Below are 24,558 nucleotides of genomic sequence, written 5' to 3'. Positions count from 1 at the left end.
AATGCCCTCTCAGGACCCCATCGACATCAAGCCCCGTAGCCGCGTCGTCACCGACGGCATCGAAGCCACCACCTCCCGCGGGATGCTTCGCGCCGTCGGCATGGGCGACGACGACTGGGAGAAGCCGCAGATCGGGATCGCGTCCAGCTGGAACGAGATCACTCCGTGCAACCTCAGCCTCGATCGCCTCGCGCAGGGCGCCAAGGAAGGCGTCCACTCGGGGGGTGGCTACCCGCTGCAGTTCGGGACGATCTCGGTGTCGGACGGCATCTCGATGGGTCACGAGGGGATGCACTTCTCGCTGGTGTCGCGTGAGGTCATCGCCGATTCCGTCGAAGCGGTCATCATGGCGGAGCGGCTGGACGGCACCGTTCTCCTCGCGGGATGCGACAAGTCGATCCCCGGGATGATGATGGCCAGCGCCCGTCTCGGGCTCGCCAGCGTGTTCCTGTACGCCGGATCCACGATGCCGGGGTGGGTCAAGCTCTCGGACGGGACCGAGAAGGACGTCACGATCATCGACTCGTTCGAAGGTGTGGGGGCGTGCCTCGCAGGCAAGATGAGCGAAGCCGACCTCAAGCGCATCGAATGCGCGATCGTTCCCGGTGAAGGCGCCTGTGGCGGCATGTACACGGCGAACACGATGGCCTCCGTGGGTGAGGCGCTCGGGCTGAGCCTGCCGGGCTCGGCGGCGCCACCGGCGGCCGATCGGAGACGTGACTACTACGCGCACCGCTCGGGCGAGGCGGTGGTGAACCTCCTCCGTCAGGGCATCACCACGAAGGACATCCTGACCAAGGAGGCGTTCGAGAACGCCATCGCGCTCGTCATGGCGTTGGGCGGTTCGACCAACGCGGTCCTCCACCTGCTCGCCATCGCACGGGAGGCGGAGGTCGACCTCGACCTTCACGACTTCAACCGGATCGGCGACAAGACGCCCCACATCGCCGACATGAAGCCGTTCGGTCAGTTCGTGATGAACGACGTCGACCGCCACGGTGGCATCCCCGTCGTGATGAAGGCGATGCTCGACGAGGGTCTCCTGCACGGTGACGCGCTGACCGTGACGGGCAAGACCCTCGCCGAGAACCTGAAGGATCTCGCCCCCGAGCCGATCGACGGCAAGGTCATCCACCGCTTGGACGACCCGATCCACGCCACGGGCGGCATCACGATCCTGCACGGATCGCTCGCTCCCGAAGGCGCCGTCGTGAAGACCGCCGGGTTCGACGCCTCCGTATTCGAGGGACCGGCCCGGGTGTTCGAGCGCGAGCGCTCGGCGATGGACGCACTCGAGGCGGGCGAGATCACAAAGGGCGACGTGATCGTGATCCGCTACGAAGGCCCCAAGGGTGGGCCGGGAATGCGCGAGATGCTCGCCATCACCGCCGCCATCAAGGGCGCCGGCCTCGGAAAAGATGTACTACTCTTGACGGACGGCAGATTCTCGGGCGGCACAACCGGCCTGTGCATCGGCCACATAGCACCCGAAGCGGTGGACGCTGGTCCCATCGCCTTCGTGCGCGATGGTGATCTGATACGGGTCGATATCGCTGCTCGCACTCTCGACCTACTCGTCGACGATGCAGAGCTCGACTCCCGCCGCGACGGCTGGGAGCCGTTGCCCCCGCGCTATACCCGTGGCGTCCTGGCCAAGTACTCCCGTCTCGTGCGCTCCGCTGCGGAGGGCGCGGTCACGGGCTGACGGCCCCACACTCCACCCATCTCGTATCGAGGAATCATCACCATGCCCGCCGAAACAGCAACGGCCCTTCCCCGGCCCCCCGCCCGCACCGCGTCCGCGCCCGTGCTCACCGGCGCACAGGCGGTCGTCCGCTCGCTCGAACTGCTCGGTGTGACCGACGTGTTCGGTCTCCCGGGCGGCGCGATCCTGCCGGTGTACGACCCCCTGATGGACACTTCGGAGATCCGCCACATCCTCGTGCGCCATGAGCAGGGGGCCGGCCACGCCGCGGAAGGCTACGCCGCGGCGTCCAACAAGATCGGGGTCGCCATCGCGACCTCCGGCCCCGGTGCCACGAACCTCGTGACGGCGATCGCCGATGCGTACATGGACTCCGTCCCGCTCGTCTGCATCACCGGACAGGTGTTCTCGACGTTGATGGGAACGGACGCCTTCCAGGAGGCGGACATCGTCGGCATCACGATGCCGATCACCAAGCACTCCTTCCTCGTCAAGGACGCGCAGGACATCCCCGGCGCCATCGCCGCGGCGTTCGAGGTGGCCTCGACAGGGCGTCCCGGACCGGTGCTCGTGGACATCACGAAAGACGCCCAGCAGGCCGAGGCGCCCTTCGTGTGGCCACCCAAGATCGACCTGCCCGGCTACCGCCCCGTCACCAAGGCGCACGGCAAGCAGATCCAGGCCGCCGCGCAACTCATCGCGGAAGCGAAGAAGCCGGTCCTCTACGTCGGCGGCGGCATCATCCGCGCCCGGGCGTCCGAGGAGTTGCTGTCCCTCGCCGAGTCCACCGGCGCTCCGGTGGTCACCACGCTGATGGCGCGGGGCGCGTTCCCCGACTCGCACGAACAGCACCTCGGCATGCCCGGGATGCACGGGACCGTACCCGCGGTCCTGGCCCTTCAGGAAGCGGACCTGCTCATCACCCTCGGCGCCCGGTTCGATGACCGCGTCACCGGGAAGGCCGCCCTGTTCGCTCCCCACGCCAAGGTCATCCACGTCGACATCGACCCCGCGGAGATCTCCAAGATCCGAACCGCCGACGTGCCGATCGTCGGTGACCTCAAGGATGTCCTGGTCGATCTCGACGCCGCCTTCCGCGGTGCGATCGACGGCGCACGCCCGGACATCTCGGAGTGGTGGTCGTTCCTGGACGGATTGCGATCGGAGTTCCCCCTCGGATACGCACCCACCTCCGACGGTCTCCTGGCACCCCAGTACGTGATCCAGCGGATCGGCGAGCTCACCGGGCCCGAGGGCGTGTACGCCGCCGGCGTGGGTCAGCACCAGATGTGGGCGGCCCAGTTCATCAAGTACGAGCGTCCGAACGCCTGGCTGAACTCCGGCGGAGCCGGAACGATGGGCTACGCCGTTCCCGCCGCGATGGGGGCGAAGGTCGCCGAACCGGAACGCACGGTCTGGGCGATCGACGGCGACGGGTGCTTCCAGATGACCAATCAGGAGCTCGCGACCTGCGCGATCAACAACATCCCGATCAAGGTCGCGATCATCAACAACTCCTCGCTCGGCATGGTGCGCCAGTGGCAGACGCTCTTCTACGACGGTCGCTACTCGCACACGAACCTCAACACCGGACACGGCTCGATCCGCATCCCCGACTTCGTCAAGCTCGCCGAGGCCTACGGATGCCTCGCGATCCGCGTGGAGAAGGAGGAGGACGTGGACGCCGCGATCAAGACGGCTCTGGAGACCAACGACCGTCCCGTCGTCATCGACTTCGTCGTGAGTGCGGACGCGATGGTGTGGCCGATGGTGCCGCAGGGCGTCAGCAACAGCTACGTGCAGTACGCCCGCGACCACTCGCCCGCCTTCGGCGAGCAGGAGGACTGAGATGCCCAGCCACGTTCTGAGTCTCCTCGTCGAGGACAAGCCCGGTCTGCTGACCCGCGTGGCGGGTCTGTTCGCCCGGCGCGGCTTCAACATCGAGTCACTGGCGGTCGGTGTGACCGAGGTGCCGGGACTGTCGCGGATCACCGTCGTGGTCGACGTCGACCAGCTGCCCCTCGAGCAGGTGACGAAGCAGCTGAACAAGCTCGTGAACGTCATCAAGATCGTCGAGCTCGACGCCACGGCATCCGTCCAGCGCGAGCACATGCTCGTCAAGGTGCGGGCCGACAACGCGAACCGGTCCAACGTCCTCGAGGTCGTGAACCTCTTCCGCGCCCACATCGTGGACTACGCGCCAGACGCGGTCGTGGTCGAGGTGACGGGCGACAAGGGGAAGATCGACGCGTTCCTGCGGGCGGTCGAACCCTTCGGCATCAAGGAGCTCGCCCAGTCCGGGCTGCTGGCCATCGGCCGCGGTGGCAAAAGCATCACCGAACGCGTCCTGCGCGGGTGACCCACGCCGCCTCGCCCCAGGGTCGTTGGGCGGGTGCGGCGCGATCAAACGACCAACTCTCGATACAAGGAGAACCACGAAGATGGCTGAAATCTTCTACGACGACGACGCCGACCTGGCGCTGATCCAGAGCAAGAAGGTCGCGATCGTCGGCTACGGCTCGCAGGGCCACGCGCACGCTCAGAACCTCCGGGACTCGGGCGTCGAGGTCGTCATCGCACTCAAGGACGGCTCGAAGTCCGCGCCGAAGGCGGAGGAGGACGGCTTCCGTGTCCTGTCCGTGTCGGACGCCGCGGCCTGGGCCGACCTCATCATGATCCTGGCGCCGGACCAGCACCAGCGCGGAATCTACAACCACGAGATCAAGCCCCACCTCACCGCGGGCAAGGCTCTCGCCTTCGCTCACGGCTTCAACATCCGCTTCGGGTACATCCAGGCGCCGGAGGGCGTGGACGTGATCCTCGTCGCCCCGAAGGCCCCGGGGCACACCGTTCGTCGCGAGTACGTCGCCGGTCGCGGCATCCCGGACATCATCGCGGTCGAGCAGGACGCCTCCGGCACCGCGTGGGACCTGGCGAAGTCGTACGCCAAGGCGATCGGCGGCACCCGCGCCGGCGTCATCAAGACCACCTTCACCGAGGAGACCGAGACCGACCTGTTCGGCGAGCAGGCCGTCCTCTGCGGTGGCGTGTCCCAGCTCGTCCAGTACGGGTTCGAGACCCTGACCGAGGCGGGCTACCAGCCGCAGATCGCGTACTTCGAGGTGCTGCACGAGCTGAAGCTGATCGTGGACCTCATGTGGGAGGGCGGCATCGCGAAGCAGCGTTGGAGCGTCTCGGACACCGCCGAGTACGGCGACTACGTCTCGGGCCCGCGCGTGATCGACCCCCGCGTCAAGGAGAACATGCAGGCGGTCCTGGCCGACATCCAGTCGGGTGCGTTCGCGGAGCGTTTCATCGGCGACCAGGACAACGGCGCCGTGGAGTTCCAGGAGCTGCGCGCGAAGGCCGCGCAGCACCCGATCGAGGAGGTCGGCAAGGACCTTCGGGCGCTCTTCGCCTGGAAGCAGCAGGACTCCGACTACACCGAGGGCAGCGCGGCGCGCTGACCGCCCATACGTCCGGCACACACGTCCGGCGACTCCGGCTCCCGCCCCCGCATCCAGGGGCGGGAGCCTTCTTCGTCGCCGCGTTAGGCTGAGCGGGTGAACGCGAAAGCCGACGACGACGCCCTGAGCTGGTCGGGGGACGACGATCCCACACTGGACGTCGGCTCGGAGGCGTCCCCGGCGCTTCCTCCCGGATACACTGCGGTCGGTCGTGGCAGCGGCGGGGCGACGGACCCCTCGGAGGCACCGTCCCCATCGTCCCCGTCCGCGGCGGAACACGAGGCGTCAGTCGGGCGTGCGGGGAACGCGGCGCTGGTCGCCGTCGGTGTACTGGGTGGGGTGTATCTGCTCTATGCCATCGGCTGGCTGCTCGGCGGGCTCCGGCTGCAGGAGCGCATCACGCCCGACGCGATGCTCGTCGTCAGCACGGCTCTCGCCGTTGCGGCGCCGGCGCTCTGGTTCGGCGCGGTGGTCCTCCTCACCCGAACCGCACCCCGATGGGCGCGGTTCGCATGGCTGCTCGCGGGGGCGCTCATCCTCGTTCCCTGGCCTTTCCTCACGATCGGACCCGTGTGATGACCGAAACCGCACCGCCGACGCAGGCGCGGCCCCACGCCGCCCTGTGGCTCATCGTCGCGATCGCCGCGGCCGCGGGGCTCTTCTTCGCCTACGCCGTCTGGAGCGCGGTGGGCAATCTGATCCAGACCGTGGCGTTCTACAGCGAGGCGGGCTTCAGCCTCAACGCCCTCGGGTGGTTCGTCTGGCTCTTCGCCGCGGTCTTCCCCGTCCTCGTGTGGTCGGTCGCGTTCGCCCTCGGTTTCCGCCGGCGCGCCCATGAGCTCGCGCTGATCATGCTGGTCGGGCTCGCGCTGGTCGCGGTGTTCTGGCTCAACATCCTGTCCTACGTCTCGCTGAACACCTCGTCGCTCCTCAGCTGATCCGTCACACGTGCGGGCGAGGCGCGGGCCCGCGCTAGGCTTGCTGGCGGCCCGCCGCGCGCCCGCTGCAGGCGCGGCATCCTGCACCGCCCTGCGCCGTCGCGCTCTGCCCCGAAGGAATCACCTGTGACGAAGCCTGTCGTCCTCATCGCCGAAGAGCTCTCTCCCGCCACGATCGATGCCCTCGGGCCCGATTTCGACGTGCACCACGTGGACGGGACCGATCGCCCCGCGCTCCTCTCCGCCCTCGCGGATGCGAAGGCGGTCCTGGTGCGCTCGGCGACGAAGATCGACGGCGAGGCACTGGCCGCGGCGCCCGGGCTGAAGGTCGTCGCCCGCGCCGGTGTCGGGCTCGACAACGTCGACATCAAGGCCGCCACGACGGCGGGCGTCATGGTCGTCAACGCGCCGACGTCCAACGTCATCTCCGCCGCGGAGCTCACCGTCGGCCACATCCTGAGCATCGCCCGTCACATCCCCGCAGCCCACGCGTCGCTCGCCGCGGGGCAGTGGAAGCGCAGCTCGTTCACGGGAACGGAGCTGTTCGAGAAGACTGTCGGCATCTTCGGGCTCGGCCGCATCGGCGCTCTGGTCGCCGAGCGTCTGCGCGCCTTCGGCGTGCGCGTCGTCGGCTACGACCCCTATGTCACTCCGGTCCGTGCGCAGCAGCTGCAGATCGAGCTCCTCTCGTTCGACGAGGTCCTCCGTCAGAGCGACGTGATCACCGTGCACATGCCCAAGACCCCCGAGACGACCGGCATGATCGGCGCCGAGCAGCTGGCCATGATGAAGCCGACCGCCGCGGTCGTCAACGTCGCCCGCGGCGGCCTGATCGACGAGCAGGCGCTGTTCGACGCGCTCACCGACGGCACCATCGCCGCGGCGGGTCTGGACGTCTTCACCGCAGAGCCGCCGGCGGCGGACTCCGTCGCCGCCCGCCTGGTCGCCCTCCCCAACGTCGTCGCGACACCGCACCTGGGTGCGAGCACCGACGAGGCGCAGGAGAAGGCCGGTGTGTCGGTCGCGCGGTCGGTGAAGCTCGCCCTCGAGGGCGATCTCGTCCCCGATGCGGTGAACGTCGCCGGCGGCGTCATCGATCCCTTCGTCCGCCCCGGCATCGCTCTCGTGGAGAAGCTCGGCCAGTTCTTCACGGCGCTCTCGCCGGCGGCCTTGACGAGCCTGGACATCGAGGTGCGCGGCGAGCTCGCGGCCTACGACGTGAGCGTCTACCGTCTCGCGGCGCTCAAGGGCATCTTCACCAACGTGGTCAGCGACACCGTGTCCTACGTCAACGCGCCCCTCTTCGCCGAGCAGCGTGGCATCGAGACCCGTCTCATCGTCGAATCCGAGAGCCCGCTGTACCGGAACATCACGACGCTCCGCGGCACGCTGTCGGACGGCTCGGTCCTCACGGTGTCGGGAACCCTCGCGGGTACGCGCATGATTCCGAAGGTGGTCGGGATCAACGACTACGAGATCGAGGTTGCGCTCGCGCACCACCACGTGGTGATGCGGTACGCGGATCGTCCGGGAATCGTCGCCATCTACGGGCAGAAGCTGGGAGCGGCGGGCATCAACATCGAGGCGCTCCAGGTGGCGCAGCCGGACGGTTCCGGTCGCGCGCTGTCCGTGCTCACCGTCGGCGCGTCGGTGCCGGAGGAGATCCTCGACGAGATGCGCGAGGCCACGGGCGCGGATCTCTTCCGTCAGATCGAGATCACCGAGGACTGATCGCGGGCGACGGGGCATCGACCCCGTCGCGTGACGCCTTCTCCACGAGGGCGATCAGCGCATCGAGCTCCGGCCCTTCGGGGACCGGCCCGGGGATCGACCCGCCGGCGAGCGCGTTGTTGAAGTAGAGGCCGTCGCTGACGAGCATCACGAGATTCAGCGCGGTCTCGTCGCGCGCGTGCGGCCGCAGCACGCGCGCCCACTCGTCGCGGATGGCGCGGAGGGCGTCGCCCGCGGCGTCCTTCCCGCCCTGCGCCAGACGCGACGCGGCGAGGATCGCCCGGTCGAGCGGGTCGTTCTGCATGATCGACGACCGCAGGAAGTAGGCGATCGCCCCGTCCTCCGCGGCCTCGATCGCGGCGACATCCTCCGCGACGAGGATGCGGAGGCGCTCGAGGAGCGCGCCCTCCAACGCTTCCTTCGATGCGAAGTGGTACAGCAGGCCTCCCTTGGAGACGCCCGCGGCGCGCGCGGTGGCGTCCATCGTCGCGGCACGATCACCGTCGTCGACCAGGATCGCCTCGAACGCGTCGAGCACCCGTTCCTTCGCAAGCGGGGGACGACTCATGGTGTCGATCGTATCGACGGGATCTCCGGCATCCTGATACTATACCGGCTGGACGGTATAGAAACTGGAGTGACGATGAGTACCGAGACGATCACCGCCGCGATCCGGGCCGAGAAGACCCAGCGCGTCGGATGGCGCGGCTGGGCGGCGCTGATCGTCCTCATGCTGCCGGTGCTCCTCGTGTCGGTCGACAACACCGTGCTGAGTTTCGCCCTGCCGGCGATCGCCGTCGACCTCGCGCCCACGAGTGCCCAGCAGCTGTGGATCATCGACGCCTACCCGTTGGTCCTCGCGGGACTGCTCGTGACGATGGGCACGCTCGGAGACCGGTTCGGACGACGGCGGATGCTGATGATCGGGGCGACCGGGTTCGCCGCCGTCTCGGCCCTGGCCGCGTTCGCCCCCACGGCAGGTCTCCTCATCGTCGCGCGCGCCGTGATGGGTGTCTTCGGTGCGATGCTCATGCCCTCGACACTCTCCCTCCTGCGCAGCATCTTCACCGATCGCGATCAGCGCCGTTTCGCCATCGCGATCTGGGCGTCGATGTTCTCGGCGGGTGCCGCGCTCGGTCCGATCGTCGGCGGCATCCTCCTCGAGCACTTCGGTTGGGGTTCGGTCTTCCTCATGGCCGTGCCGGTACTGATCCCGCTCCTCGTCCTCGCACCCCTCCTGGTGCCGGAGAGCCGCGACCCGAAGCCCGGGCGTATCGACGCCGTCAGCATCGTCCTGTCGATGGCCACGATGGTGCCGATCGTCTCCGGGATCAAGGAGCTGGCGGTCTACGGCCTCGCCAGTGTCGCGCCGATCCTCTTCGCGGTCGGGGTGGGCTTCGGAGTCCTGTTCGTCCGCCGGCAGCTGCGCCGCCCGCAGCCGATGCTCGACGTCCGGCTCTTCCGCAACCCGACGTTCAGCGGCGCGCTCCTGGTCAATCTGCTGAGCGTGGTCGGCCTCGTCGGCTTCCTCTTCTTCGCGGCGCAGTACCTCCAGCTGATCCTCGGGCTGAGCCCGATGAACGCCGGCTTCGCGCTGGTGCCGGGGCTCGCCGCGATGATCGCCGCCGGGCTCCTGGTCGTCCCGATCGCCCGCCGGGTCGCGCCGCGGATCGTGGTGCCGATCGCCCTGCTGTTCTCGGTCGGTGGCTATGTCGCCGTCTCCCGGATGGGGGAGGGTGGGAGCCTCCTGCTGCTGGTGGTCGCGTTCGTGTCGCTGGGCATCGGGATCGGCGCGGCCGAAACGGTCTCCAACGAGCTCGTGCTGGCCAGTGCGCCCCCCGCGAAGGCGGGAGCGGCGAGCGCGGTCTCGGAGACGGCGTACGAACTCGGCGCCGTCCTGGGGACGGCGGTGCTGGGCGGCATCCTCACCGCTCTCTACCGGACGAATCTCGTCGTTCCCGACGGGATCACGGGGGAGCCCGCGATGGCGGCGCGCGAGACCCTCGCGGGCGCCTCGCAGGTTGCGGCGAACGCCGATCCGTCGCTGGCTGCAGCGCTGACCGACGCCGCCGGCACCGCCTTCAGCGCCGGTGTCACGGTCACGGCACTCATCGGCGCGGGTCTCGTCGTGATCGCCGGCGTCATCGCCGCGGCGACGCTGGGGCGGCGCCAGTAATCTGGGGGGATGCCCCGCATCGTGAAGCTCGCCGTCATCCCCGGAGACGGCATCGGACCCGAAGTCATCAGCGAAGCCGAGAAGGTGCTCGAGGCGGTGGTCGAGGGGAGCGACGTCCGCTTCGAGCGCACGACGTTCCGCCTCGGCGCCGATCGCTACCTCGCGACGGGAGACACGCTGACGGATGCCGACCTGTCGGCGATCGCGGCGCACGACGCCATCCTCCTCGGGGCTGTGGGGGGTGTGCCGGGCGACCCTCGACTGAAGGACGCGAACATCGAGCGCGGCCTGCTCCTGAAGCTGCGTTTCGAGCTCGACCACTACGTGAACCTGCGTCCGTCGCGGTTGTATCCGGGCGTACCCGGCCCTCTCGCGGACCCGGGGGAGATCGACTTCGTCGTTGTCCGCGAGGGCACCGAGGGGCCGTACGTCGGGAACGGCGGGACGATCCGCAGGGGTACGCCCCAGGAGGTCGCCAACGAGACATCCGTGAACACCGCGTTCGGGGTCGAGCGTGTGGTGCGGTTCGCTTTCGCGCAGGCGCAGCGTCGCGGCAAGCGCCTCACGCTCGTGCACAAGACCAATGTCCTCGTCCACGCCGGCGGGATCTGGAAGCGGATCGTCGACACGGTGGGCGCGGAGTTCCCCGAGGTCGCCGTAGACTACCTGCACGTCGACGCGGCCACGATCTTCCTGGTCACCCACCCTGCTCGTTTCGACGTGATCGTCACCGACAACCTCTTCGGCGACATCCTCACGGACCTGGCCGGCGCCGTCACCGGTGGCATCGGCCTCGCCGCTTCGGGCAACATCAACCCCGACGGCACGTTCCCGTCGATGTTCGAGCCCGTCCACGGCTCGGCGCCGGACATCGCCGGTCAGGGCATCGCCGACCCCACGGCGGCGATCCTCTCCACCGCCCTCCTGCTGGAGCACCTCGGCTTCGCCGAGGACGCATCCCGTGTCACTCGGGCGGTCGAGGCGGACATCGCCGCGCGGAGCGGGGGAGTCCGGTCCACCTCCGAGATCGGCGACGCGATCGCCGCCCGCCTCCGGGCGTAATCTGAGCACAGTCGACGCCGCCGACGACCCGACACCCAGGACGTGAAATGACCCTCATCGACACCGACACCGACACCGGACTGCCGCCGCTGGACTTCAGCGTCTCGCGCAACCTCAACGCCGCCTCGGCGGCCGCGCGCGAGGAGGTGCTGGCCAATCCCGGCTTCGGCACGCGCTTCACAGACCACATGATCGACATCTGCTGGTCGGTCACCGGTGGGTGGCACCGTCCGCGCGTGCAGCCCTACGGCCCTCTGGCGCTCGACCCGGCGGCGGCCGTCCTGCACTACGGGCAGGAGATCTTCGAGGGCATCAAGGCCTACCGTCACGCGGACGGCTCGATCCACACCTTCCGCCCCGATCAGAACGGGCGGCGTCTGCAGCGGTCCGCCCGCCGGCTGGCGCTCCCCGAACTGCCCGTGCCGTACTTCATCCAGTCTCTGCGCGAGCTGATCGCCGTCGACGGGGACTGGGTGCCGTCCGGTACCGATCAGAGCCTGTACCTCCGTCCGTTCATGTTCGCCAAGGAGGCGTTCCTCGGCGTGCGTCCGGCGCACAAGGTGGGCTACTACGTCATCGCCTCGCCCGCGGGTGCGTACTTCAGGGGCGGCGTCCAGCCCGTCTCGATCTGGCTGAGCGAGGACTACGCCCGTGCCGGAAAGGGCGGGACGGGGGCGGCGAAGACCGGTGGCAACTACGCCGCGAGCCTGCTCCCGCAGTCCGAAGCGTACGAGAACGAGTGCGACCAGGTCGTCTTCCTCGACGCGGACGGCAACGTCGAGGAGCTCGGGGGCATGAACGTGGTGTTCGTCCGCAAGGACGGCACGCTGGTGACCCCGCAGTCGCCGTCGATCCTCGAAGGCATCACCCGTGACTCGATCCTGCAGCTCGCGCGCGACCGCGGCCACCGCGTCGAGGGCCGTGCGGTTTCCCTCGCCGAGTGGCGCGACGGCGTGGCCTCCGGCGACATCGTCGAGGTGTTCGCCTGCGGGACGGCGGCCGTCGTCACGCCCATCGGCATGCTGAAGGGCCGCGACTTCCTCGACGAGCAGCCGAGCGGATCTCTCGCGCTGTCACTCCGCGAGGAGCTGACGGACATCCAATACGGACGCCGGGAGGATGTCCACGGCTGGCTCACCCGCCTGGACGCGTGAGGTCTCCGTGAAGATCGTCCGCTTCAGCCACAACGACGCCATCCGCTACGGCATCCTCGACGACGGGGAGCTCGTGGTCCTCTCCGCAGATCCCCTCTTCGCGGGTTTCGACACCACGGGGGAGCGGGTGCCCCTCGGGGATGTGGCGCTCCTCGCCCCGGTGATCCCGCGCTCGAAGGTCGTGTGCGTCGGGCGCAACTACCGCGACCACGCCAGCGAACTCGGGAATGACGTTCCGACCGAGCCGCTGCTGTTCTTCAAGCCGAACACCTCGGTCATCGGTCCGGGGGATGCCATCGTCCTGCCACCGCAGTCGGAGCGGGTCGACTTCGAGGGCGAGGTCGCGGCCGTCATCGGGCGGATCGCGAAGAACGTGTCGGCGGATGACGCTCTCGACTACGTGTTCGGGTACACCGCCGCCAACGATGTCACGGCGCGCGATCTGCAGCGCAGCGACGGGCAGTGGGCGCGAGCGAAGGGGTTCGACACGTTCTGCCCGCTCGGGCCCGCGATCGAGACCGATTTCGACCCCGCCGGCTCGGCGCGGGTCCGCACGCGCGTCAACGGCGAGGAACGTCAGAACGGCCCGGTCAGCGACATGATCTTCCCGCTCGCCGACGTCATCGCCTACGCCTCCGCGGCTTTCACCCTTCTGCCGGGCGACGTCATCTTGACCGGAACCCCGGCCGGCGTCGGCCCGCTCGTCGCGGGCGACACCGTCGAGGTGGACGTCGAGGGGCTGGGCATCCTTCGCAACACCGTGCGCTCGTCGTCACCGATGTGACCGCGTCGCCGCCGATCCCCGACACCGAGCGCGCCCGCGTCCAACGGCGAACGGTGGCGGTGCTCGGCGCCGGCCAGGTGCTCGGTGGGGTGGCATTCGGTGCCACGCTCTCCCTCGGAGCCGTGCTCGCCGCGGACGTCTCCGGCGATGACGCCCTGTCCGGCCTGGCCACGGCGGCGGTCACCCTGGGGACGGCCGCCGTCGCCATCCCGCTCGCCGCTCTGGCACGACGAGCGGGTCGACGCGTGTCTTTGACGACGGGTACCGCGGGCGCTCTCGCCGGGGTGGTCGGTGTCATCGTCGCCGCGTCGTTCGGGTCTTTTCCGTTCCTCCTCGCGGCGTTCCTCCTCATCGGAGCGGGCCAGGCGGCGAACCTGCAGTCGCGATTCGCCGCCGCAGATCTCGCCACCGACGCCACCCGAGGACGCGATCTGTCCCTGGTCGTCTGGGCGACCACGGTAGGGGCGGTGCTCGGCCCGAACCTCGCGGGCCCGGGGGAGACGGTGGGTGCGGCGCTCGGCATGCCGCCCCTCACCGGTGCGTACGTGTTCACCATCGTGGCGCAGGTACTCGCGATCGTGCTCTACCTCTCCGCCCTCCGCCCCGACCCGCTCGCTCTCGCGATACGGCTGGACACGGCCGCGACGAGGGGTTCCGGCCGCACCATCGCGGGTCCCGATCGTCCGGGCCTCGCGAGATACGCGATCTTCGCGGTAGCCGCCTCGCACGTGGTCATGGTCTCGGTCATGGCGATGACGCCCGTCCACCTGCTCCATCACGGCGCGGATCTCGTGATCGTCGGCCTGACCCTGAGTCTGCACATCGCCGGGATGTACGCGGCGGCGCCGCTTTTCGGCATCCTCGCCGACCGTTGGGGGCGCGTGCGGACGATCCTTCTCGGACAGGGCATCCTCGCGTCCTCGCTCGTGCTTGCTTCCGTCGGGTCGGAGTCCACGTCGGCGGTGACGGTGGCCCTCGTGCTGCTCGGTCTCGGCTGGAGCGCAGCGACGGTGTCCGGGGCGGCGCTCCTCACCGAAGCCTCGACCGAGGATCGGCGCACGCGCCGCCAGGGCATCAGCGACTTCGCCATGAGCTTCGTCGGGGCGCTCGGTGCGATCGGGGCGGGGATCGTCCTGTCCGCGATCGGCTACGGCGGGCTCGCGCTCGTCGTCGGTCTGGCCGTCATCGCGACAACGGTCTTCGCGGTGCTCGTGCGCACCGACCGCGTCGAACGGGTGAAGGGCCGGGCCGGAGCGGGCGCCTAGAATTGCAGGCGATGTCTGCCTCAGCCGATCCCCGAACCACCACCGCCACCGGAGCCGATGTCCGCGTGCGATTCTGCCCGTCGCCGACGGGCCTCCCGCACGTGGGTCTCATCCGCACCGTGCTCTTCAACTGGGCCTACGCCCGCCACCACGGTGGGAAGCTCGTGTTCCGGATCGAGGACACCGACGCCGCCCGTGACAGCGAGGAGAGCTACCAGCAGCTCCTCGAAGCCCTGCGCTGGCTGAACATCGACTGGGACGAGGGTGTCGAGGTCGGGGGGCCGCACGCGCCCTATCGGCAGTCGCAGCGCCACGAGATCTACCGCGAGGTGCTGCAGAAGCTCGTGGATGCGGGTGCGGTGTACGAGAGCTACTCGACGGCGGAAGAGATCGACGCGCGCAACGAGGCGAACGGCCGAGCGAAGCAGCTGGGCTACGACAATTTCGACCGGGATCTGACCGAGGAGCAGCGCGCCGCGTACCGCGCGGAGGGGCGCCAGCCGGCCTGGCGCCTGCGTGTGCCGGACGAAGACCTCACCTACGTCGATCTCATCCGCGGCGAGGTGACCTTCCCGGCGGGATCCTTCCCGGACTTCGTCCTGGTCCGCGCGGGCGGTGTTCCCCTCTATCCCTTCGTCAACCCCGTCGACGACGCGCTGATGGGGATCACCCACGTCATCCGCGGCGAGGATCTCATGCCGTCCACCGCGCGTCAGCTCGCGCTCTACCGAGCCCTCGTCGAGGCCGGTGTGACCTCCTTCATCCCTCGTTTCGCCCACATGCCCCTCGTCCTGGGCGACACCGGGAACAAGAAGCTCTCCAAGCGCGACCCGAAGGCCGATCTCTTCCTTCAGCGGGAGAGGGGTTTCATCCCCGAAGGCCTGCTGAACTACCTCGCCCTTCTCGGGTGGTCCATCGCGCCGGACCGGGACGTGTTCTCCCTCGAGGAGCTCACGGCGGCATTCGACATCCGGGACGTGAATCCGAACCCCGCCCGCTTCGACCAGAAGAAGGCCGAAGCCATCAACGGGGACCACATCCGGATGTTGCCGCCCGAGGTCTTCGCGGAACGCATCATCCCCTACCTCCAGGGCGCGGGGATCATCGATGCGCCTCCGACGGGGGAGCAGGCACGACTCCTGCGCGCGGCCGCACCCCTCATCCAGGAACGGCTGCCCCTTCTGGGCGATGCCCCGGGCCTCCTCGGCTTCCTCTTCGCGGATTCCGTGTCGTACGACGACGATGCGATCGCCTCGCTGCCCGCGAACGCGGACGAGGTGATCGTGGCCTCCGTGGCCGCCCTCGAGGAGCTTCCGGCGTCGGAGTTCTCGGCAGCCGCGATCCAGGAAGCGCTCGTCTCCGCGTTGATCGACGGACTCGGCCTGAAGCCCCGGATCGCGTACGGGCCTCTGCGGGTCGCCGTCAGCGGTCGACGGATCTCTCCGCCGCTGTTCGAGTCGCTGGAGCTCCTCGGCAAAGACGCGACCCTGCGGCGCCTCACCGGGTTCGTGAACCGGTGACCCGCCCGGGTTCGGGCCGGTTTGTCCGGTGGTCCGCCGTGGGATAGACTCGATCCTCGGTACGACTTCGGTCGGAACCCCCTTGGGGTATGGTGTAATTGGCAACACGGCTGATTCTGGTTCAGTTGTTCTTGGTTCGAGTCCAGGTACCCCAGCAAGACAGATAGCCCGGCATCCGCTCAGCGGAGAGCCGGGCTTCTTGTTTTCACGGATGAGGCGCGCGACCCCCGTGTGTTGTTTTCTGTTGTTTGTTCTTGTTTTGCTTTGGTTTCTGTTGTAGCGTGAGGGCACCTTGACGCTGAGGACGGACCATGTACGCGACGGAGCGACACGCTCATATCACCCGGAGCCTGACCGATCGCGGTCGCGTGTCCGTGGTCGACCTGGCGCGCGACCTGGGGGTGACGACCGAGACGATCCGTCGCGACCTCGACGCCATGGAGGAACAGGGCGTTCTCAGGCGCGTGCACGGGGGAGCCGTGCCCTCGCGGGGCGGCAGCACCACGGAGGTTTCGATCGCGGAGCGGACGAGTGTCAACTCCGGCGCGAAGGACGCTATAGCACGGCGTGCGCTCGAGGTCATCACGCAGGGGTGGCGCGGTTCGGTTCTGTTCGACGCCGGGTCGACCGCCGCTGCCGTCGCCCGCCTCATGGGTGATCGCGTCGCCACCACCGGGGCGCAGGTCGACGCGGTGACACACGCCGTCCCCGTCGCCCACGCGCTGTCCACGGTTCCGGGGATCGATCTGACCGTTCTGGGCGGCCAGGTGCGCGGCATCACCGCCGCCGCGGTCGGCCCCTCCACGGTCGACGCCCTCCGGTCGCTGCGTCCCGATCTCGCCTTCATCGGCACGAACGGCATCACGGCAGGATTCGGCTTGAGCACCCCCGATCCTGCGGAGGCCGCGGTCAAGACCGCGATCGTCCGTGCCGCTCGCCGCGTCATCGTCCTCGCCGACGCCGACAAGATGGGCGTCGAGTCCTTGGTCTCCTTCGCCGACATCGCCGACATCGATGTCCTCGTCACCGATGCCCCGCTCGACGCGGAGCTGTCCGATGCCCTCGCCGCCGCGGACGTAGAGGTCTGGCTCGCATGATCGTCACCCTGACCGCGAACCCGTCCCTCGATCGAACGATCGTGGTGGACGCGCCCCTTCGGCCGGGCGAGGTCCAGCCGGCTCACCCTGGGCGGGAGGATGCCGGTGGCAAGGGGATCAACGTCGCTCGCGTGATCTTCGGGGCGGGTGTGGCCGTGCGCGCCGTGCTCCCGCTCGCCGATGACGACCCGTTCGACAGTGCCCTCGGTGCCACGGGGATCGACGCCGTGCGCGTCCCGATCGCCGGCCGCGCCCGCGCGAACCTCACGATCACCGATCCCGAGGGGATCACGACGAAGCTGAACCTCCCCGGCGCGACGCTGTCGGTGTCGGAGGCGGACGCGGTCATCGCCGCGGTCGTGGAGGCATCGCGCGGAGCCCGGTGGCTGGTTCTGGCCGGGTCCCTGCCTCCGGGAGCCGGGGACGACTTCTACGTGCGGGTCATCGAGGCGGTCCGTCGAGCCCTCGGCGACGACGCGCCGCGGATCGCCGTCGACACGTCCGGGGCCGCTCTCAGCGCGGTGGTGGACCGCGCCCGACCCGATCTGATCAAGCCCAACGACGAGGAATTGGCCGATCTCACCGGGCACGCGGCCTCGCCCGACACCCTCGTCGCCGGCGTCGCCGATGCGGCCCGCAGACTCGTCGGGTCCGCCAAGATCGGCGCGGCGCTGATCACCCTCGGCGGGGAGGGCGCGGTCCTCGTCACCGCAGAAGGGGAGTGGTTCGGCCGCCCGCCCCGCATCGATGTGGTGAGCACGGTCGGCGCGGGCGACAGCTCCCTGGCGGGCTACCTCCTGGCGGATCACGCCGGCGCCGTCCCCGCCGGGAAGCTCCGCTCCTCGATCCTCTACGGCGCCGCCGCGGCAGCGCTCCCCGGCACGCAGGCGCCGCGCCCGACGGATCTCCCGCGCGGCGATGTCGTCGTCACCGCACTTCCCTGACACCCCTTTCACCACATCCGACCATTGGAGGTCACCGTGTCCCAGACCATCACTCCAGGCCTCGTGAGCCTGGACGTCGACCTCGGCGCCGACAAAGCCGCGGTCATCCGAGCTCTCGCCGAACGCGTCGTCGCGCAGGGCCGCGCCACCGACGCCGAAGGCCTCTTCGCCGACGCGTGGGCGCGCGAGCAGAAGGACGAGACCGGCCTCCCGGGCGGAATCGCGATCCCGCACGCGAAGAGCGCCGCCGTGTCGGAGGCCTCTCTGGCCTTTGCGCGGCTCGCCCCGGGGGTCGATTTCGGCGCCGGCGACGGGCCCGCAGACCTCGTCTTCCTCATCGCCGCGCCCGCGGGTGCCGCCGAGGCTCACCTCGCGGTCCTGTCGAAGCTCGCCCGCAGCCTCATGCAGGACGACTTCACCGCGGGCCTCAGGGCCGCGGTCACCGACGAGGACGTCGTCGCGATCGTCCGCCGGGCGATCGGCGAGGAGGGCGCGCCCGCCGCCGCCCCCGCGCCCGCCGACGCGCCGGCGTCGTCGGCCGCTCCCGCTGCCGACGACACCGTCCTGATCGATGGTCGTCCCGCGCGCATCGTCGCCGTGACCTCCTGCGCGACCGGGATCGCCCACACCTTCATGGCCGCGGACGCCCTCACCGCGTCGGGGAAGTCCTCCGGGGTGGACCTCACCGTGGAACCGCAGGGCTCCAGCGGGTACCAGGCTCTTCCGCAGAGTGTGATCGATGACGCCGACGCGGTCATCTTCGCCACCGATGTGGACGTGCGCGAGCTCCAGCGCTTCGCGGGGAAGCCCGTCGTCCGGTCCGGGGTGAAGCGCGGTATCGAACAGCCGGCGGCGCTCATCGCCGAGGCAGTCGCTGCCGCGAAGAATCCGTCGGCCCCGCGGGTGAACGCCGCAGCGGCCGCCGCGACCTCCGCGTCGGCATCCGATGCGAACATCGGCTGGGGCGCGCGCATCCAGCGGATCCTCCTCACCGGCGTGAGTTACATGATCCCGTTCGTCGCCGGCGGCGGCCTGCTGATCGCGCTCGGCTTCGCCCTCGGCGGGTACGAGGTCACCGCGAACGCCGCCAACGTCATCACGCAGAACTCGCTCTGGGACCTCCCGACAGAGGACATCACGTCGCAGTTCGGGCCGCTCGGACAGTACCTCGGCTCGGTCATGTTCATGATCGGCGCGACATCGATGGGCTTCCTCGTATCGGCGCTGGCGGGCTACATCGCCTTCGCGATCGCGGACCGCCCCGGCATCGCCCCGGGCTTCGTCGCGGGTGCGGTGGCCGTCCTGATGGATGCCGGCTTCATCGGCGGCATCATCGGCGGTCTGCTCGCCGGTTTCGTCGCCGCCGCCATCGGGCGCCTCGACGTGCCGCGCTGGCTGCGCGGCCTCATGCCGGTGGTGATCATCCCGCTGGTCGCCTCGATCGTGGCGTCGGGCCTCATGATCCTCTTCCTCGGACGCCCCATCGCCACCCTCATGGATGCGCTGAACGTGTGGCTGACCGACCTTGCGGGCACGTCCGGCATCGTCCTGGTGGGTGTGATCCTCGGCCTCATGATGTGCTTCGACCTCGGTGGTCCCATCAACAAGGTCGCGTACGCCTTCGCCGTGGCGGGGCTCGCCGCGGGCTCAGCGGAGAACCCCACGCCATACCTCATCATGGCCGCGGTGATGGCCGCGGGAATGGTGCCGCCGCTGGCGATGGCGTTGGCGTCGACCCTGCTGGCACGCGACCTGTTCACCCCCGTCGAGCGTGAGAACGGCAAGGCCGCGTGGCTGCTCGGAGCGTCGTTCATCAGCGAGGGGGCCATCCCGTTCGCGGCTGCCGATCCGCTCCGGGTCATCCCGGCGTCCATGGTCGGGGGTGCCGTCACCGGTGCGCTGACCATGGTCTTCGGCGTCCAGTCCCTCGCCCCGCACGGCGGCATCTTCGTGTTCTTCGCGATCAACCCGATCTGGGGCTTCCTGATCGCGCTCGTGGCCGGTACCGTCGTGTCCGCCCTCGTCGTCGTCGCCCTCAAGAAGTGGGTCGGCCGCAAAGAACTCATGCAGGCCGAGGGCCCCATGCAGGCCGCGGTCGCCGTCTGACCTCCGACCATCACCCATCTCGAAGGAGAAATCATGGCAGAACGCCAGGCCACCATCGCCAGCAGCTCAGGACTGCACGCTCGACCGGCGAAGCTCTTCGTCCAGGCTGTGCAGGACAAGCCGGTCCCCGTCACCATCGCGGTCGAGGGCGGCGCCGACCTCAACGCCGGGAGCATCCTGTCGCTGATGGGACTCGGGGCGGCTCAGGGCACGGTCGTGACCCTCAAGGCGGAGGGCGAGGGCGCCGAGCAGGCGCTCGACGAGCTCGTCACGCTGCTGGAGACCGATCTCGACGCGGAGTAGGCCCACCGCGGAGAAGGACGAGGACGGATGCCTGCCGGCATCCGTCCTCGTCCTTCTGCGGTCCGCGCATCAGAGGTCGGTGGCGTCTCCGGGTTCGAGGGCGACGAACGAGCCGCCATCCTGTTCGACGGCCCACCGCAATCGGGCCCGTCCCATCTCCAGGCCCGCCGCCGACAGCGTCATGTCGTGGGTCGCGAACGCGCGTCGAGGTGCGACCTCGAGGACGAAGTCGATCGCGTCGCCGATCTTCAGCCACGGCGCACCCACGGGCGCGGCGAGGAGTTCGACCGTCACGCCGTGAGGAACGGCATACGAGTCGCCGGGATAGTAGAAGCGGTCGTTCACGAGGACGCCGACGTTGTCGACCACCGGGATCGAGGAGTGGATCACGGCGTGGCGTCCGCCGAAGAAGCGGAGGTCGAACGGCGCGAGGTCGAGCCGGTCGTCGGGGTGCACGGGCACGACGTCGAAGCCCGCAGCGGCCGCGACCACACCCGGCGGGCCGTAGACCGGCACATCCGGGTAGCGGTCGCGCAGGCGCGTCACGTGCTCCGCCGACCAGTGGTCGGCGTGTTCGTGGGTGATGACGACACCGACCAGATCGCCCAGATCGTCCAGGGGAGAGGTGAACGATCCGGGATCGATCACGAGGGTCTTTCCGGCCTCGCGGAGCACCAGCGTGGCGTGTTCGAACTTTGTCACTCGCATGTCTCGAGTCAACTCGGCGCACCCGTCGACGACAAGCCCGGCGTCGATTCCCGCCTCGATTTGTCTCTCGCGTGAATGCCATGGCATACTCGAACGGTTGCGAAAACGGCCCCATCGTATAGCGGCCTAGTACGCCGCCCTCTCACGGCGGTAACGCGGGTTCGAATCCCGCTGGGGTCACCAACACGAAGAAGCCCGGACCGAATGGTCCGGGCTTCTTCGTTCGTGCGCGCTGTCACTCGGTCTTCGACTCCGACGGCGCCGCCGCCCTCTTTGCGCGACGTCGGCGGATCACGCGCACGGCGAGCCAGATGACCGCTCCGGCCACGCCGATCACGAGGATCCACGGCACCAGGAAGCCCAAGGCGATGACGATCGCGTTCAGGGTCGCCACCAGCCCGTTCCATCCGGCGGCGACACCGTCGGTGAAGCCCGCCGGGTCGGCCGCCACAGGAGACGTCCGCGGCTCGACGGTCACCCACAGGGACGCCATTGCGATTTGGTCATCGAGCATCTCGAGCTGCCGCTGGTACGACTCCAGCGTCGCCTGACGTTCGGCGAGCGCGGATTCGGCGGCGATGAGGTCGGTGACGTCGGCAGCCTGCGCGAGGAGCTGCGTCAAGCGCTCCACGGAGACTTCGGCCGCGTCCACGCGCGCCTCCAGGTCGACCACCTGCGCCGTGACGTCGGTGCGATCGATCGACGCCGCGACCACTTCGCCGATGCCGGCGAGGTCCTCGACCAGCGCGGGCAGCTCGTCGGCGGGGACGCGCACGCTCATCCATCCGCCCGAGGTGTCCGGAGAGACGGCGGGGCCGGGTGCCCCGGGTATGACGTCTATCGGCTGGACGGGTTCCCACGCACCGATCCGCGATGACTCGACGTATCCGCCGCGGGTGATCGCGGCGGAACCGATCGCGTCGAGGGCGGCAGTCGGATCGCTGACCCTCAGCGTCGCCGAAGCCGAGGAGATGACCTGTGCACCGTCGGCCATCATCGCGCCGCCGCGCAGGTCGGCCTCCGCGCTCATCTCCGGCGACGCATCGAAGGCGACCGCCCCGGAGTCGGACACCTCGGCGGAGGTGGGGCCCACCGCGGCGTCGTCGCCGCCGGAGACCACATCGCCCACGCTCGGCGCGATGACCGCCGCCACCGCGATGACCGCAGCCGCCGCACCGCCGGCCATCCACATCCGTCCGCGTCGCGCTCGTCGCCGTTCCTCCCGTCGTCGGTCCTCGCCGATGCGGGCGAACACTCCGTCTTCGATGCGCGCGAGGCGCTCATCGTCGATCGGGGCGAGGACGACGGTGTCGTCCGTCTCAGAACTGTTCACGTGCTCTCCTTCACCACGGTCCGCAGTCTCGTGCGGATACGAGAGAGACGGTTCCTGACCACGCCATGGGCCACCCCGAGCTCGTCCGCGGCCGCCTGATAGGCGTATCCCTCGGCCGCGCACAGTCGGAACACCTCTCGGTCGAGATCGCTGAGGCCGGCGACCTCGTCCGCGATCCGCGCGGCAAGGCCCGCGGTGATCACCTGCTGTTCCACGTCGACGGTGGACGGCAGGGTCTCGTCGATCAATGCGGAACGGTGCCGGCGATCCCGCTGCTGGACGCGGATGCGATTAGCGCTCTGGAACCGGCAGATCGTCGCGAGCCAGGGGAGGATCGATCCACCGGCCAGCTCGAGCCCGGGGAGCTTCCGCCAAGCCACGACGAAGGTCTCCTGCGTCACGTCCTCCGCATCGGCCGCATCGCCCAGCAACCCGTGCGCGATCCAGAACACGGGTTTGGCGTATGCACGGAACAGCTCGCCGAACGCCCGTTCGCTGCCCCCGGATGCCGCAGCGACGAGGGCCGCATCATCCCGCGTGTCCGTCGGTCCCATCGCCGTCCTTCACTCTCGTCGCCCGTCGGCGGTCGTCGTCTCTCGACACCAGAGTGTCCGCCCCGGACGAATCGTCTCACGGTGCCGCGCACGGTGTCGGCGGGGTGGCGGTGGTAGCCTGGGCCGGTGCGCGCCGTGGGTCTTCTCCTTCGTAGCCGCGACGAGACCTTGTCCTAGGCCCTTCTCGTCGCGGAGTCCGTCACGGGCCGACCCTTCGGGGCGTCGCCCCCTCTCGAGGAGAACCACACAGACATGAGCACGATCGATCCCGACGGCATCCCCGCCCGCCCGCGCACCCTCGCCGAGAAGGTGTGGGACGACCACCTCGTCGTCAAGGGCGAGGACGGCCAGCCCGACCTCATCTACATCGACCTGCACCTCGTCCACGAGGTGACCAGCCCGCAGGCGTTCGACGGACTCCGCGCGGAAGGGCGCCCGGTGCGACGGTTGGATCTCACGATCGCGACCGAGGACCACAACACGCCGACCTGGGACATCGACAAGCCGATCGCCGACCTCACCAGTCGTACCCAGATCGAGACCCTGCGACGCAACGCGGTGGAGTTCGGTGTCCGGCTCCACTCGCTGGGAGACAAGGAGCAGGGGATCGTCCACGTCGTGGGGCCCCAGCTGGGACTCACGATGCCCGGCATCACGGTTGTCTGCGGTGACAGCCACACCTCGACCCACGGCGCCTTCGGTGCGATGGCGTTCGGCATCGGCACCAGCGAGGTCGAGCACGTGCTGGCGACCCAGACTCTGCCCCTCAAGCCCTTCAAGACCATGGCGATCACGGTCGAGGGCGAGCTGAAGCCGGGCGTGACGGCGAAGGACATCATCCTCGCGGTGATCGCGAAGATCGGCACCAACGGCGGTCAGGGCTACGTCTTGGAATTCCGCGGCTCCGCCATCCGTGCGTTGTCGATGGAAGGCCGGATGACGATCTGCAACATGTCCATCGAAGCCGGTGCGCGCGCGGGAATGGTCGCGCCCGATGAGACCACCTTCGCCTATGTCAAGGACAAGCCCCATGCCCCGCAGGGCCAGGATTGGGAGGACGCGGTGGCCTACTGGCGCACCCTTCCCAGCGACGAGGGCGCCGTCTACGACGCCGAGGTCTTCCTCGACGCGGACGCGCTCGAGCCGTTCGTCACGTGGGGTACCAACCCCGGTCAGGGCGTGTCCCTGAGCGACGTCGTCCCCGCGCCCGAGGACTTCGCGGACCCCAATGAGCGCGCCGCGGCCGAGCGTGCGCTGGAGTACATGGATCTCGTTCCCGGGACGCCGCTCAAGGACGTCGCCGTCGACGCGGTGTTCATGGGGTCGTGCACGAACAGCCGTATCGAGGATCTCCGGGCTTTCGCCTCTCTGATCGAGGGGCGGACGAAGGCCGAGGGCGTGCGCGTGATGGTGGTCCCGGGCTCTGCGCGGGTCCGGCTCGAGGCCGAGGCCGAAGGACTGGACAAGGTGTTCCTCGACTTCGGAGCCGAGTGGCGCTTCGCCGGGTGCTCCATGTGTCTCGGCATGAACCCGGATCAGCTGTCACCGGGGGAGCGCTGCGCCTCGACCAGCAACCGCAACTTCGAGGGACGTCAGGGGAAAGGCGGGCGCACACACCTCGTGTCTCCGCTGGTCGCGGCCGCGACCGCCGTCCTCGGGCGTCTCGCCAGCCCCTCCGATCTGCCCGCACGCGAGAAGGTCGAGGCCTGAT

General features: G+C 69.3%; 22 protein-coding genes and 2 tRNA genes. 20 read left to right on the top strand and 4 right to left on the bottom strand.

What is annotated here, in order from left to right:
• Position 1: 1 nt before the first annotated feature.
• From ilvD to serA, 7 genes are all read left to right on the top strand, one after another.
• Positions 2–1,705, top strand: coding sequence for a dihydroxy-acid dehydratase (gene ilvD, locus KZC50_RS12355; protein ID WP_053548373.1), 1,704 nt, complete (start codon positions 2–4; stop codon positions 1,703–1,705).
• A 42-nt stretch (positions 1,706–1,747) separates the two neighbouring features.
• Positions 1,748–3,553 (top strand): acetolactate synthase large subunit, encoded by a 1,806-nt coding sequence (locus KZC50_RS12350; protein ID WP_310891863.1) that lies wholly within the window; start codon positions 1,748–1,750, stop codon positions 3,551–3,553.
• Position 3,554: 1 nt separating this feature from the next.
• Positions 3,555–4,064, top strand: coding sequence for an acetolactate synthase small subunit (gene ilvN / locus KZC50_RS12345; protein WP_301132929.1), 510 nt, complete (start codon positions 3,555–3,557; stop codon positions 4,062–4,064).
• Positions 4,065–4,146: 82 nt separating this feature from the next.
• On the top strand, positions 4,147–5,172 hold the full coding sequence (gene ilvC / locus KZC50_RS12340) for a ketol-acid reductoisomerase (RefSeq protein ID WP_301132927.1): 1,026 nt from the start codon (positions 4,147–4,149) through the stop codon (positions 5,170–5,172).
• Between the two features lie 96 nt (positions 5,173–5,268).
• A complete protein-coding gene (locus KZC50_RS12335; RefSeq protein ID WP_310891862.1) occupies positions 5,269–5,748 on the top strand; it encodes a DNA polymerase III subunit gamma/tau in 480 nt (159 codons plus the stop codon).
• Positions 5,748–6,110, top strand: a complete 363-nt coding sequence (locus KZC50_RS12330; protein ID WP_310891861.1) for a bacitracin resistance protein — start codon at positions 5,748–5,750, stop codon at positions 6,108–6,110. Before KZC50_RS12335 ends, KZC50_RS12330 begins: the two co-directional genes overlap by 1 nt.
• Positions 6,111–6,236: 126 nt before the next feature.
• The gene (gene serA / locus KZC50_RS12325) at positions 6,237–7,841 is read left to right on the top strand and encodes a phosphoglycerate dehydrogenase (protein ID WP_310891860.1); all 1,605 of its coding nucleotides are present in this window, start codon (positions 6,237–6,239) and stop codon (positions 7,839–7,841) included.
• Here serA and KZC50_RS12320 read toward each other — a convergent pair.
• Positions 7,828–8,409 carry a TetR/AcrR family transcriptional regulator gene (locus KZC50_RS12320; RefSeq protein WP_053548366.1) on the bottom strand — a complete coding sequence of 194 codons (582 nt, stop codon included), beginning with the start codon at positions 8,407–8,409 and terminating at the stop codon, positions 7,828–7,830. The two genes, serA and KZC50_RS12320, sit on opposite strands and share 14 nt — an antisense overlap.
• Before the next feature lie 75 nt (positions 8,410–8,484).
• Here KZC50_RS12320 and KZC50_RS12315 point away from each other — a divergent pair, with 75 nt between their 5' ends.
• From KZC50_RS12315 to KZC50_RS12265, 11 genes are all read left to right on the top strand, one after another.
• Positions 8,485–10,017: an MFS transporter gene (locus KZC50_RS12315; RefSeq protein WP_310891859.1), complete on the top strand. Its 1,533-nt coding sequence runs from the start codon at positions 8,485–8,487 to the stop codon at positions 10,015–10,017.
• Between the two features lie 9 nt (positions 10,018–10,026).
• The gene (locus KZC50_RS12310) at positions 10,027–11,079 is read left to right on the top strand and encodes a 3-isopropylmalate dehydrogenase (RefSeq protein WP_310891858.1); all 1,053 of its coding nucleotides are present in this window, start codon (positions 10,027–10,029) and stop codon (positions 11,077–11,079) included.
• 47 nt (positions 11,080–11,126) lie between these two features.
• Entirely contained in the window at positions 11,127–12,233 is a 1,107-nt protein-coding gene (locus KZC50_RS12305) for a branched-chain amino acid aminotransferase (protein ID WP_310891857.1), read from the top strand.
• A 7-nt stretch (positions 12,234–12,240) separates the two neighbouring features.
• Positions 12,241–13,017 carry a fumarylacetoacetate hydrolase family protein gene (locus KZC50_RS12300; RefSeq protein ID WP_301132915.1) on the top strand — a complete coding sequence of 259 codons (777 nt, stop codon included), beginning with the start codon at positions 12,241–12,243 and terminating at the stop codon, positions 13,015–13,017.
• Positions 13,014–14,282 (top strand): MFS transporter, encoded by a 1,269-nt coding sequence (locus KZC50_RS12295; protein WP_310891856.1) that lies wholly within the window; start codon positions 13,014–13,016, stop codon positions 14,280–14,282. Before KZC50_RS12300 ends, KZC50_RS12295 begins: the two co-directional genes overlap by 4 nt.
• Positions 14,283–14,293: 11 nt before the next feature.
• A complete protein-coding gene (gene gltX / locus KZC50_RS12290) occupies positions 14,294–15,802 on the top strand; it encodes a glutamate--tRNA ligase (protein ID WP_310891855.1) in 1,509 nt (502 codons plus the stop codon).
• Positions 15,803–15,885: 83 nt separating this feature from the next.
• Positions 15,886–15,957: transfer RNA gene (locus KZC50_RS12285), tRNA-Gln, on the top strand.
• Between the two features lie 156 nt (positions 15,958–16,113).
• On the top strand, positions 16,114–16,899 hold the full coding sequence (locus KZC50_RS12280; protein WP_310891854.1) for a DeoR/GlpR family DNA-binding transcription regulator: 786 nt from the start codon (positions 16,114–16,116) through the stop codon (positions 16,897–16,899).
• Positions 16,896–17,843, top strand: coding sequence for a 1-phosphofructokinase family hexose kinase (locus KZC50_RS12275; protein WP_310891853.1), 948 nt, complete (start codon positions 16,896–16,898; stop codon positions 17,841–17,843). Before KZC50_RS12280 ends, KZC50_RS12275 begins: the two co-directional genes overlap by 4 nt.
• A gap of 36 nt (positions 17,844–17,879) precedes the next feature.
• Positions 17,880–19,949: a PTS fructose transporter subunit IIABC gene (locus KZC50_RS12270; RefSeq protein ID WP_310891852.1), complete on the top strand. Its 2,070-nt coding sequence runs from the start codon at positions 17,880–17,882 to the stop codon at positions 19,947–19,949.
• 33 nt (positions 19,950–19,982) lie between these two features.
• A complete protein-coding gene (locus KZC50_RS12265; RefSeq protein ID WP_310891851.1) occupies positions 19,983–20,252 on the top strand; it encodes an HPr family phosphocarrier protein in 270 nt (89 codons plus the stop codon).
• 69 nt (positions 20,253–20,321) lie between these two features.
• Here KZC50_RS12265 and KZC50_RS12260 read toward each other — a convergent pair whose 3' ends face one another.
• On the bottom strand, positions 20,322–20,960 hold the full coding sequence (locus KZC50_RS12260; RefSeq protein ID WP_310891850.1) for an MBL fold metallo-hydrolase: 639 nt from the start codon (positions 20,958–20,960) through the stop codon (positions 20,322–20,324).
• A 107-nt stretch (positions 20,961–21,067) separates the two neighbouring features.
• Between KZC50_RS12260 and KZC50_RS12255 the strand changes: the two genes are divergently transcribed.
• Positions 21,068–21,143: transfer RNA gene (locus tag KZC50_RS12255), tRNA-Glu, on the top strand.
• A gap of 52 nt (positions 21,144–21,195) precedes the next feature.
• Here KZC50_RS12255 and KZC50_RS12250 read toward each other — a convergent pair.
• Both KZC50_RS12250 and KZC50_RS12245 read right to left on the bottom strand, forming a co-directional pair.
• On the bottom strand, positions 21,196–22,293 hold the full coding sequence (locus KZC50_RS12250) for a DUF4349 domain-containing protein (RefSeq protein ID WP_310891849.1): 1,098 nt from the start codon (positions 22,291–22,293) through the stop codon (positions 21,196–21,198).
• Positions 22,290–22,847, bottom strand: a complete 558-nt coding sequence (locus KZC50_RS12245; protein ID WP_301132904.1) for an RNA polymerase sigma factor — start codon at positions 22,845–22,847, stop codon at positions 22,290–22,292. The genes KZC50_RS12250 and KZC50_RS12245 overlap by 4 nt, the downstream gene beginning before the upstream one ends.
• Positions 22,848–23,099: 252 nt before the next feature.
• On the opposite strand from KZC50_RS12245, the gene leuC reads away from it, so the two are divergent.
• A complete protein-coding gene (gene leuC, locus KZC50_RS12240) occupies positions 23,100–24,557 on the top strand; it encodes a 3-isopropylmalate dehydratase large subunit (protein ID WP_310891848.1) in 1,458 nt (485 codons plus the stop codon).
• The last annotated feature ends 1 nt before the right edge of the window (position 24,558 follow it).

The organism is Microbacterium aurantiacum (assembly GCF_031625015.1).
GTDB lineage: Bacteria > Actinomycetota > Actinomycetes > Actinomycetales > Microbacteriaceae > Microbacterium > Microbacterium aurantiacum.
The sequence above is the reverse complement of the archived record's forward strand: the minus strand, read 5'-3'. Positions and strand labels throughout refer to the sequence as shown.